Annotated in this window: 10 protein-coding genes; 4 read left to right on the top strand and 6 right to left on the bottom strand. The window is 40.2% G+C overall.

Annotation, left to right across the window (positions count from 1 at the left end):
• Window positions 1–3,146: hypothetical protein (locus I6E83_RS08780; RefSeq protein ID WP_197101223.1), on the top strand; the 3,146-nt coding region annotated here is incomplete at its 5' end.
• A 192-nt stretch (window positions 3,147–3,338) separates the two neighbouring features.
• On the opposite strand, the gene I6E83_RS08775 is transcribed toward I6E83_RS08780, so the two are convergent.
• On the bottom strand, window positions 3,339–3,668 hold the full coding sequence (locus tag I6E83_RS08775) for a hypothetical protein (RefSeq protein ID WP_110923524.1): 330 nt from the start codon (window positions 3,666–3,668) through the stop codon (window positions 3,339–3,341).
• Window positions 3,669–3,981: 313 nt separating this feature from the next.
• Between I6E83_RS08775 and I6E83_RS08770 the strand changes: the two genes are divergently transcribed.
• Window positions 3,982–5,259: a hypothetical protein gene (locus tag I6E83_RS08770; protein ID WP_197101221.1), complete on the top strand. Its 1,278-nt coding sequence runs from the start codon at window positions 3,982–3,984 to the stop codon at window positions 5,257–5,259.
• Between the two features lie 213 nt (window positions 5,260–5,472).
• A complete protein-coding gene (locus I6E83_RS08765; protein WP_197101218.1) occupies window positions 5,473–6,534 on the top strand; it encodes a hypothetical protein in 1,062 nt (353 codons plus the stop codon).
• 94 nt (window positions 6,535–6,628) lie between these two features.
• On the opposite strand, the gene I6E83_RS08760 is transcribed toward I6E83_RS08765, so the two are convergent.
• Complete coding sequence (locus I6E83_RS08760) at window positions 6,629–7,549, bottom strand: DMT family transporter (protein ID WP_197101216.1); 921 nt, start codon at window positions 7,547–7,549, stop codon at window positions 6,629–6,631.
• A gap of 331 nt (window positions 7,550–7,880) precedes the next feature.
• On the opposite strand from I6E83_RS08760, the gene I6E83_RS08755 reads away from it, so the two are divergent.
• The gene (locus tag I6E83_RS08755; RefSeq protein WP_197101213.1) at window positions 7,881–8,564 is read left to right on the top strand and encodes a DUF421 domain-containing protein; all 684 of its coding nucleotides are present in this window, start codon (window positions 7,881–7,883) and stop codon (window positions 8,562–8,564) included.
• Between the two features lie 102 nt (window positions 8,565–8,666).
• Here I6E83_RS08755 and creD read toward each other — a convergent pair whose 3' ends face one another.
• The 4 genes from creD to pnuC all read right to left on the bottom strand — a co-directional run bounded on the left by creD (window position 8,667) and on the right by pnuC (window position 12,260).
• Window positions 8,667–10,250 (bottom strand): cell envelope integrity protein CreD, encoded by a 1,584-nt coding sequence (gene creD / locus I6E83_RS08750; protein WP_197101212.1) that lies wholly within the window; start codon window positions 10,248–10,250, stop codon window positions 8,667–8,669.
• Window positions 10,251–10,379: 129 nt separating this feature from the next.
• Complete coding sequence (locus I6E83_RS08745; RefSeq protein ID WP_197101210.1) at window positions 10,380–10,904, bottom strand: TIGR00645 family protein; 525 nt, start codon at window positions 10,902–10,904, stop codon at window positions 10,380–10,382.
• Window positions 10,905–10,957: 53 nt separating this feature from the next.
• Window positions 10,958–11,557 carry an AAA family ATPase gene (locus tag I6E83_RS08740; RefSeq protein WP_197101208.1) on the bottom strand — a complete coding sequence of 200 codons (600 nt, stop codon included), beginning with the start codon at window positions 11,555–11,557 and terminating at the stop codon, window positions 10,958–10,960.
• Entirely contained in the window at window positions 11,508–12,260 is a 753-nt protein-coding gene (gene pnuC, locus I6E83_RS08735) for a nicotinamide riboside transporter PnuC (RefSeq protein WP_197101206.1), read from the bottom strand. Before pnuC ends, I6E83_RS08740 begins: the two co-directional genes overlap by 50 nt.
• Window positions 12,261–12,264 lie beyond the last annotated feature (4 nt).

The following is a 12,264-nucleotide window of genomic DNA, read 5'->3' as shown; positions in this document are numbered from 1 at the left end:
TTGAGTATGTTGTCTCTGACACAACAGGACTACAGACTGACCCAGCAACTATTACCATCGACTATCCACAAACTGTACCAGTGGCAGTTGATGATGAAAAGTTAGACCAAGTGCTTGGCGATGCTATTACTGTTGCTGTGGTGGGTAACGATACTGATGCACAGAATGATATTGACCCAACGACTGTCATAATCACTCAGTCTCCAGCAGGCAGCACCATTGCAGCTGACGGCAAATCTGTTATTGTGGCAGGCGAAGGTACATGGAGCGTTGATGCTGCAACAGGTGACATAACCTTTACCCCAGAAGCAGGCTTTACCGATAACCCAACGCCAATCAGTTACACGGTTGAAGATACAACTGGTCTATTGTCTAACGAAGCAACTGTTACCATTGACTATGACCAGTTAACTACAATTGAAGTTGAGCCACCAGGTCGTGTTTCTGAAGAAGGGTTGGTCGGAGGAAATCCAGATAGTAATCCAGACTCAACGCTTGATACCACTGATTCAGTAACTGATACAGATGGTAACTGGATTCGAGTAACTGATACAGACACAGACCTTTCGGCTGCCGTTGTGAAATTTGTATTACCAGCGATTGATAACGGTTTGACCAGCCAAGGCAATCCCGTTATATTCAGGATCGATTCGAGTACAGGTGACATTGTTGGTGAATATACGTATACGGATAGCACTGGCACGACTCAAACTCAGAATGTACTAACCATAGGTTTAAACGGTAGTAAAGAAGCAATTACTGATGGTTATCAATTTGGATATAATGTCACGTTGGGTGCGCCTGTAGATCATACTCAAGGTGACGATATCGAAGGGATTTTGTCAGTTGATTTTGGTATTGAAGTATTTGAAAATGCGACTGCCACAGATACATTAGCCAAGTCTGATGAGCTGTTAGCTATCATCGAAGATGACTCTCCTGCACCTCAGCCAGTAGTTTGGAATATTGATGTTCAACAAGAAACCGTCACTATTACTGATCTACAAACAGGCTTTACTAATTCGTTGTTTACCAGTCCGACACGTGCTGTCACAGTTGATGATCCTGCGTATTTAGTTGCTGGTAGTCTTAATACTGCAGCTGGAAGTAGCGGCGATACGATTCCACTGCGTGACTATGGTGGCACGGTTGGTGTATTAACTGCAGAGCAAGATGCCACATACCAAGCGGCAGACGGCAACCTTTACATAGATACGCTCGACGAAGCTATTTATTGGGGTAGACCAGCTGATACAACAACATCCCCTGCAGGATATACCACTTACGAAAATACTGATTATCAAGGTAATGGTCAGGAGATTGAGTTTGAGAGCAATATTGACTTAGGTGATTTCTCCCATATTAACTTTGGTGTCTTTGGAGATGGTGGTACGTTATTGGAGACCGAGTTAGATCTTAATTTTAACGTTGATGTAAATGGTAACTCTGAGTCCGTCGCTGTTGAGTACGATATGCAGCATAATGAAACATCTAATGCTGCAACGGCTGCTACATATGGCTTAGATTCTGCAGTTTATGATGATGACTATGTCCAGAGTGACTTTATTGTCATACCAAATGCGACTCAAATTATAGATATTGCTGGCCAACAGTACCAACTTGACTTAACTTTGGTTAATCAAGACCCCCTTTCTACTATTGATTCTGACAAAAACAAAGAGTTTTTGAAGGCATATCAAAATAACAATGGTATTGATGATAACGGTGACGGACTAATAGATCAGTCAACATATGCGGTTGTTGGTGAGTCAATTAATACGTTTACAAACAATGGTGTTCAAAATGTAGGAAACTTCTATGACTTGAACGGTAATGGTATTTTTGGCGATGAAGGAGATGCACAATTCGTCTCTAATTTGGACTCAGGCTATAGGTACACCGTTATTGGTAACAGTAATTTTGCTTACATTGATGCTGATAAAGATCTGACTTCAGATGGTATTGATTTTGATGGTGATAATATCAACGACGGTGTTCTAGATGCTAATGGCGATCTCGACTACGTTATTTTTAGTACGAATGGCAGACGTGCTGAAGATACCGACGGAGACGGTATTATTGATAAATATGACAGCGATGGTGATAACATCGTTGATACCGACTTCGCTTTAGATGATTACAACCTAGCTCTAGATGACGAAAATACTTTTGTGGTAAACAGTTTAGAAGGTCAAGAGAATACCTATGATCTTATAGGTAAACTGACTCCGCTGAACTTATTACCTGTATTAGATAACAATGTCGTTATTGAAGGAAAAGTGGCTGTTGGTGGTGATGCTGTTGATTATCTTACTTCTACCGCTAACGCTATCGTTTGGTCAGGTGTTTCTACAACTGACAGTGATGGATCGATAACCACTGTTGACACAGACGGTGATACCACCAACTATGAGTTCCAAACGGATTATGGACTGTTTATTGGCTATGCTGACGGTAGTTATAAATTTAATACAGTAGACAACATTGCTGATATTGTGACAGCTGGCTTAGATGATGCAGATGTGTTCTCATTCGAGTATCAAGACTCTGATGGTGATACAGCCAGTTCGACAGTTACCTTAAATTATAATGAGTACGCAACACCGCAAAGCCCAGATTCAATAGATGACATCGCACCGCGTGGTACAGACGATAATGACTACTTGGTCGGTACTAACCAAGCCGAAACTCTAAGTGGCGGCGCAGGAGACGACACATTAGTTGGTTTGAGTAGCGCGGATACATTGTTAGGTGGAGATGGTAGCGATAATATAATCTTTGATGCAGATGATGTTGAAATTAATGGTGGTGAAAACTCAGACGGTAGTCAAGATAATGACTCCTTAGTGATTAGTGATACTAGCATTAACATTAATAGTGCTGACTTGAGTAACGTTACTAATTTTGAAACCATCAATATGGTTAATGACACTGCTCAAACGCTTAACTTAGGACTAACTGATGTTATTAGCATGACAGATACTAATAATCAGCTGTTCATTAAGGGTGATAGTGTTGATACCGTCAATATATCAGGTATGACTAAGTCTGGCACTTCTGATCAAGCGGGTTACGATCTGTATCAAGACAGTGGTAGTACGGCGAAGTTATATATCCAAACAGCTATAGATGACAATATTATTTAATATAATTGAATAGCAGTAAAAAAGCGCTCCCAAATTAGGGGCGCTTTTTATTATCTGTAAAAAACCAACTAAAGATAGAGCATAGTCTAATTAAGGTAAAGATTTAGTACTTTAATCTTTTGTCAAAGATTGATAGTAGAGTTGAGTTCAAGGTATTTTTTCGCTTATGCTTTAGACTTATAATTCTAACAATTAATGACTGATATTTTCTGTCATCACACCCATGCTATAAAGTGCATAGGCAACTACGGTTAGCGCGACAATAACTGGGGTAAATACCCAGATGACGACATTAATCAAGATAGATGGTAATAATCCGTTGAATAATTCAGTATCTGGTGCAAAAAACTCTACCATCACATCGACTGCACGTTTGGCAATAGGGAAGAGTAAAGTGCTTAGTGCTAATGCATAAAGATACTTAGCAAAGCTAGGGTCGCTCATGACAACTATGAAGTAAAATACTGAAAAATAGGTGATGCCCAGCATCCAGCATTTGAGAGTGTAGCTTAATCGAATCATGTTAGTTTCTCCCAAAGTATTTTGATAATGACATGTAGAGAAAGTTATTATAATAATTCTATAATAATGAATATACTATATATGTTATAAGTTGAATATACAAGTTAGCTGTTCTTTTAATTATCTTTGCAAAAATAACAATGCTTATATAACTCTAATAAAACTGAGTCACACTTTATATTAAACTTGACTATTGTTAGCTTGTATATGAAAATCAGGAGCTTTTGATTGTCGAGTTAAATACCAAATATGGGGCCGTTACAACCCAAAAAGTGATGGTAGGAAATAGAGATAAAGGAATGTAAACCATCCTATGGATAAATACATAATAAGACCGCAAGAGATTTATTTACTGGAGCGTTATAGCTCTACGGTGTACTTTGACGAGATGCGTGATGCCTTTGCTCATATGCTAGAGGCGGCTGAACAAGCATTAGAGCTATTTATGGGGGACTTACCTAGCGATTATCGTAGTAGACCCATCAACCGACAGCCTGATATCGTTTGGGGGCAGCGCGTGCTGCCGAATTTACGCGGCACCTTAGACGATCTTAATGTCGGTTATCAAGAGCTGTTAAAAGGAGATTTAATAGCAATAAGATATGGCGGTAATGTTGAGAGTGATTTTCGCGCTATCAGTATGGATTATGATATTGACTGGATGCCAGAGCAGCAACAACTGGATTATGATAAATGGGAGCGACAAGCCAGCTTACGCGCTTTTAACATGAAAATAACCAGCTATTTTGGTTGGAAAATAGGAAGTCTGACTGAACGCTATACTAATGAATCAAGAGGATCGCTCAACCCACCCGAATCCTGGCCTATATATCGTTTAAACCCTCAATATACTGTTGAGTTAGATAAGATCGTCCCTGTGGCAGGTATTTATATACCAAATCGAGCAGATGCCAGTGCCCAAGTGCTACTAGACGGTATGTTAGCAAATGAAGCTTATGTCGGTTATGACCCCGAGACCATGCAAGCGGTCGGTATGGCACCAGTCACTTGGATGTTGGTTGAGCGTATTGCGGATAGTGGCGGTGGTAGCCATAATGTCGCACCAAAACGCTTACGCTGCGAGTCGGGTAAGCCCTGCTCATTCACAGGCTACTGGTGGTCACCATCAAGTAAAGATATCAAACACTTCAAAGCAGGCGACATCATGCCAAAGATGAAGCGACTTGAATGGCACACTATTTGGTATCTCAATGAAACCAATCAGTTGGATAATCAAAGCGATATTGACTATATCAAGGTAAAAAGGATTCGGTACGATAAAAGTCGTCAACTATGGAGTAGAGATGCATTTTTTATTATTATTATCGTAGATGTAATCATTTTGCTTTTTGTTGAACAAACCTGTGGAGCAGTTATCTATGGACAGTTATTACATGCTATTTATATGCAAATGCTGTGTTTGTTTATGCTCACAGATTCTAAATGGATGATAGCGTTGGCTAGGGTAGTCAATAGGCAGCTAGCCACTATGAAAGTTGCTGCTTTTTTTATCATGTTAGGATCATTCTATCTATTTTTTCTTGCGACGAAAGGGGTGGTTTTTCAGAATGCCCTTAAATGGTGTGGTTAATTGGCTCAGTAGAACACGTGTACAAATCCTAGATAATCATTAGTTGAGATTGATGAAGTAACGTTTCTAGCTTTTGATGACAAGGATTGGCAAGTAAATATCAGATGAATAGTAGTGATATTAATTAACATTAGTTTGTTTTATTGGGTGATGCTCGCATATAATAATGAGCAGCAATTAGCTAATTAATAGTACATAGTAATTGAGTAAAAAATGATATTACCAGTGCCACAAAAACTTCCTATCGGTGAGATTATTGAAAGTCCTTATCAAGGTGAAATTGCTAGTTTCAAAGAGAAAGAATATAGCATTGATAGACTAAGTGCACTTATTCATGAAGTCAATCCAGACTATCTGCTATTTCACCCTTCTATTAACTCTATTCAATCTTTAGTATTATTGGCATCATATGGTGCAGCTTGGTTATTTGGGCAAAATCTATTTTTTCTTTTAGCGGTAATATTCGATTTTTTATTTACTGGAAAATTTGAAGCAATAGTCTTATTACTTATTATTATGCTTATAATATTCTTAATATTACTTGGTTTTGCTCCTGTTCTAACTCTTAAACAACTCAAAACTAAAAAGTCTCATTACTACAAAATTCTACTATTAAAGAAAACGCAACAGGTTGGCTACTATGAGCACAGTCGAAAGCAAGAACCTATATTTCATTTGATTGATTATAAAGATATTATTGCATCTGTCAGAGGCAATGAAGGTACTAATCTTGAGTCTCTCAACTTGCATATTATTGATAAAACAACAGATGAATTAATTCATTCAATTAAATTTGACGACCATAGACTCAATCCTTATGACCATTGGGCATTCATCCGTACCTACATGGAACGTCCAGCAGACGAGCTACCGCTTGATCCTCGATATGCGCATGCCTGTCCGACAGATATCAGTACCTCGCTATTGGCTTGTGCTGATATTGCACAAGATAAGAAAGGCAAAGGCTTAACTGGTTTACGTCATGAAGTGACGATTATGGGTTGGTTGCGAGCCTGTACAGTTAGCTTTTTAGACTTAGCAGAAGGTAATATATACCAGTCCAGTGCCAACCCTGCATTGCACCCTGAAGTTCAGCGTCGGCTTATGTGGGATGGAAAAAACAATCCTTATAACGTATTGCCTGTCACCGCAGAGCGCCAAGCCGCTTTTAATAATAAAAATGCAAAGGTCAAACTAAAGTGGTACTCAGGCATAGCAGTGAATACGACATGGTTTATCGGTTCAATATTGTATGTGATGTTGGTGATTGCTTAGATAAAAATGTGAGTATTCAGTGACCTGTTTTACATGGCTCACTTTAAAATGCATGTTTTCAATGTGAACGTTTAATGGACTCACGTTACCGTTTTTAAACTTTCACTGTCTTTTTATTCAAAATAAATACCAACACAGCACCCAGTATCACCGTGCTTGCCACGACGAATTGCATGGTCAATTGCTCAGATAAAAATACCACGCCCAGTATGGCTGCAAGCACAGGCACGCACAGCTGTACCACTGCTGCTTGAGTGTTTTTTAACAGCGGCATTGCCATATACCAAATGCTATAGCCCATACCCGATGCGATCGCCCCTGATGCACATGCCAACAATATTCCTTTGATAGTAATATTACCTAAATCGATGTTTTCCAAGCCGATATTATCGAGATATACCATGCCGATTAGTAACAGGATAGGAACAGCAACAAGGCTCCGGATAAAGTTAAAGCCAGTGGCGCGTAGCGGTGACACACATGATTTGCCACGTATACTATATATACCCCAAGCCACACCACTGATTGCCATGAGCGTCGCTGCTAGTAACGAAGGCACTGCTGCTGACGGTAGCATTAAATAAATAAATCCGACGACTGCAACGATAAAGGCGATCCACTGCAATACGCTTAATTGTTCTTTTTTATAGATGCCCCAGCCAATCATCGTGAGCTGAACTGCTGAAAACAAAATCAATGCGCCAGTACCCGTATCTAGTTCTACATAGGCAATCGAAAAGCAAAGTGCATAAATCACCAAGCTTGCACTACTAAGCCAACTGCCTTTATCATTCAAAATAGCCTCATAAGAGGTGCTACCTAGATTGAGCGCTTGACGTCGTAGTCGATAGGTATAGACCGTCATGATGATAGCTAAACAGACAGCCGCACTTACTAAGCGAATGATCGTAAAGCTCCATGCATCTATATAGCCTACTGCTAGCGCCATTCTTCCAAAGAGAGAGTTGGCGGCAAATGCGATCAATGCGATAACAGTATAGAGCGTAGCTTTCAAGGTAATTCCTACCATAGATAAGTGATTCTTAAAGTAAGTGAGAAAATGATTTTGACATTGGTTTTTTAGATATATTTTTATAACAGCCAATCATCGTTTATCGGAAATGAGGGCTAAGACTCTAAAAATCCAGTTGATGGTTATCTCACAAGGAACGATATTTTGTCGTACTTGCGACAAAAAGTCTCTTTTAAATTAGAATAACGATAGTTGCATTGATGATAAGGCTTATGAGTGAAATAAGTGGTAAAAATTACTATCGTCAACCTTTCAATAGTTTCAATCAACTAGTCAATCAATCAAATAAAAAAGATACGCAGGAAACGATAACATGGATTGGGCAGGTATTTTTATTTATGACACAACGTGGGCATTTGCACTTGAAATATTAGTACGTGTCACCGTCATGTTTGTGCTCATTATTTTATTTTTACGCTTTACGGGCAAGCGCGGCGTCCGTCAGTTATCAATCTTTGAGTTAACCATCATTTTATCACTGGGCTCTATCGCAGGTGATCCAATGTTTACCGAAGATCTGCCGATTATTCAGGCAGTGCTAATTATGGGCTCGGTCATTTTCCTTTATCGATTGTGTACGTGGGCCATGATGAAGTTTCAGCCGTTCGAAGATTTACTAGAGGGTAAGTCGCTATACATTGTCGAAGATGGATTATTGGTACTCGAAAAGATTAAAAAGGGCAAGATGTCGCATGATGAGTTTTTTGCTGAAATGCGTCAACAAGGCGTTGAGCATTTGGGTCAAGTGCGTACGGGGCTTCTGGAAACAGATGGCAACTTTAGTATCTTATTATACCCACCCGAAAACACAAGCTATGGCATGCCACTATTTCCCAAGCAGTACCAGCCAGTCGAGCAAGTAGAGTCAGGCGTTTATTATGCTTGTATGCATTGTGGCTATATTGACACTATCTCTGACGCCAACCAGCTGTGTATACGCTGTGAGGATGACTGTCGAAACTGGGCAACAGCGTTGAAGAGCGAAATTGTGAGATGATTAGGCTGTTCTCTGTATTTTTATGCAGATCTATTACACCGATAGGAACAGCCCAAATTTCAATTGTTTAAGGTGTCATCCTTGCTAGATATTTTGATGAACTTAGGCGACTTTATACCAGTCAATTTTACGAGTCATGACCATCACACAGGCGAGCAGTACAAAACAGAAGACGGCACCAAGCAATAAGTTCATATCTTCTGTAGTGAGAATACCAAAAAACGATGCGTACAATCCTGCGAGTGTGACGGTAAATATCGCTGCTCGTTTTACGCCACCGAACACGTAGTAAGTATACCAGCCAATGAGTCCGACACAGGCACTGGCCGCAATGGCATACGCTTTCCAAAACACTATCTGCTCAGCCAGCGGTAGCAATAACACATAAAAGACAAATAGCGCACAACCAACCAATAGATATTGAATCGGGTGAATACGGCTCGATTTAATGACTTCAAATAAAAAGAAGGTGCCAAACGATACTAAAATTAATAGCAGCGCATATTTCATAGTTCGTTGGGTTTGCAAATACACATCATTGGGCTCGGCAAAACTAACCCCAAAGCTGCTGAGGCGCATACTATCAGGCATGGTGCCACCTTCTACTGCAATCAAGTCATTACGAGACATCGACTGACTGCTAGTATCAAGACTTGCTTGACTCGTAACAGCACATTCATTATTGGCGCTGCCGATACAATGTGATAAATATTGATTATTAGTGACGGATAAATATTGATTCTGCCAATTGGCTTCAAACCCTTTCGTGGTGAACTTTTTGGCATTTGGAAGGGCTTTGCCAATGAAGTTGGGCGCATGCCAGTTACTGCGCATGGTTAGGCTAAAGTTCTGCCCAGTAGGCACCGTATTTAAATTGCTAATACCTGCTAAAGGTAAATCTACTATGATACTAATCGCTTGAGTACTTTCGGTATCGGATGGCTGATTGGTCAAGTCTGTACCAGATAATGTTTCGTTATCCTGCGGGCTAGCAACAGGCTTTGCTAGACGATTCAATAAATCTTGAGGAATTGCCACTTCTACATAGGTTAGCTCTTTCAGCATAGGTGTTTGCGGATATGTTGCTTGTATTGATTTTTTATCAATGGTCACTGTCGGTAGTGTCGCTACACCGCGTAGGTCTGATACAGGAATAATTAATTTGGCTTTATTCCAGTGAATGATGGTTTTTTCAGGTTTTATTTTATTGATAAATGGGTTTGTAGCGCTATCGACTGAAACGGATGCTTGGTTATTCGTATTATTAGGCTCGTTTAAGCTACTTAAGGTTGAATCAAAAGTATAGTTTTGGTCAAATGTCAGCGCACCGTTATAACTGGTCGCATGATAAACACCGCGTTTATAGGTATCCGTGTTTACCTCAAGATCTTGAGCTGCTTGGGTTTGATTGGCAAAAACAGTTTCAATTTTTGAGTAGGAGGCCGCACAGTTACTGGTTGCTTCGGACCCTTTAATCTCACATTCAGGTGTGACCGTGGTAGGAATGGCGATAAATGGCGTAATGACTTCTTGCGGGTTGACGTGCTGTTGAGCGATTTCTCTGATAACCGACTCTGAATAATTTTGCCTCTCATAGATGACCGAGCCAATCATGTTGAGACCAATGGCAAACAGAACGCACAGCCCCGCGATGATGGATAATTTAATCAGTAGTATTTTTTGCATGGGAGCTCCTCATATAAATCTTTAGTCCAAAACTGTGAATACAACAGTCAGCAGGTTTAAAGAGAAGGATAGAGGAGGGATGAAGAAAAAATATGTAAGAACAGTGGAGAGTGTGTGGAAAAATAAGCGCTAGTGTTTTTTGGTATCGCCAACCACCTTGTCCATGATGGCAAACAATAATCCTGATACCACAAAGGTCATATGAATGATGACTTTCCACATAAGCTTGTCGGCCTCAGCATCACTCAGTTCACTAGGGATATCCATAAATGACTTTAAAAGATCGATGGCAGAGATGGCGACGATGGCACCAATGACCTTTAATTTAAGCCCAGAAAAATCTACTTTTCCCATCCAGCCAGGCCGGTCAACGTGATCGCCCGTGTCAATTTTTGAGACAAATATTTCATACCCACTAAATATAATAATAAGCAATAGACTGGCCACTAAAGATATATCTACTAACACTAGTATATTGACAATAACGTCTGATACGGAAGCACTAAATACTGTATGGAACATGAGATATATTTTTTGAACAAATTTTACAAATAATAGGATTATGCCTAATACTAGCCCCAAGTAAAAAGGCGCGAGTATCCAGCGGCTGTTAAATATGGTTTTTTCTAAGTAGTATTCAATATTTTTTAGCATGGATATCTCTTAAGGTCCCTAAAAGTAAGGCTATAATTCATATGTGTATAACGTCAGGTATGATGCATTTGAGAAAGCTGTTTAGCCACTTGTTGCACTCGTTGCTCTCTATCACCACCGATACGATGAAACCGCTTTTGATGGTGAGTTAGCTGGCTTGCAAAATAGTCGCTTATCTCGTCACGCTGATGAGGGCTATCTCGTAAATCATCAGCTACCCATGGGATATCAACTTCAGTTAATATGATTAAATCATAATGATGCGTCAATGCGGCCTGAGTCAGTGTTGCAGGGCAGTCATCATAATACCAGTTGGAATACGCCATTAATTCAAACAGACTGGTATCACAAAACAAATAATGGTTGCCTTCTGCTATTTCAGCTGCTTGTGTGGCGAGTTTATTTTCTAATGCTATTTGACCTTGTGCGATAGGAAGTAAGTCATCCCATGTACAAGTCAGTTGCTCATTATCCCATTTGGCTTGTAGATACGTGCGCATGTATTCTGGTACCCAAGGGCTATTAAAATGCGCTGCCAAATCCCGACATAAGGTCGTCTTGCCAGTGCTTTCTGCACCTAAGATCGCGACCTTGATGACCGATTTAGGCGTATGCTGCACGAGGTTGTACGCGGTAGCGTCGCTGCCATTCATAATAAGCCCAGATTGCGATAAGAGTGAAGGCTACATATTGTAGCGCGGTAAAGGTAAAACCTTTATAAAAGTATAGTGGTACAGATATCGCATCGGCGATGATCCACAGTAACCAGTGCTCAATTTTACGTCTTGCCATGAGCCACATTGCCATTAAGAACAGTGCAGTGGTTAGCATGTCAGTATAGTCTACCCAGGTAAATAAGTTCAGACCGAGTACGGCACCGTCGAAGCTAAAGCCATTATTAATCACTGGGCGAAAGTAATAAACGGTAGCGACAAAGGCGACAGTCGCCGTGGCTAGTGTGACCAATATGGGGATATCTGTTGTACTCAAGCGTTCAACTTGGATAGTACTATGAGCATCGCTGTCTTTTGACGACACATTTTGCTGCTGGCCAGTGGGATTCAGTTGTTCTTGCTGCTTTTTGCTGTCTTTGTTTTTTGACCAGTTAATCCATCCATAGATGCTCATAATACTGTAATAGGCATTGATGAACATATCGCCGAATAGCTGCCACTTCCACAATAAATAAACAAATATAGCAGTACTTACCAGTCCAATAGGAAAGACCAGAACATTGGTTTTACTGGCGAGAATGACACTTGCTACGCCAAAAATCACAGCAATCAATTCGAGAACAATGAATAAAGTGGTGTAGTCAGCGTATTGCCCAAATAACCAGTTGAGAAGTTCTGCCATTAGC

Source organism: Psychrobacter sp. SZ93C1 (assembly GCF_015864635.1).
GTDB classification, from domain to species: domain Bacteria; phylum Pseudomonadota; class Gammaproteobacteria; order Pseudomonadales; family Moraxellaceae; genus Psychrobacter; species Psychrobacter fozii.
Note: the sequence above shows the minus strand (reverse complement) of the source record. Positions and strands in the feature narration are given on the sequence as shown.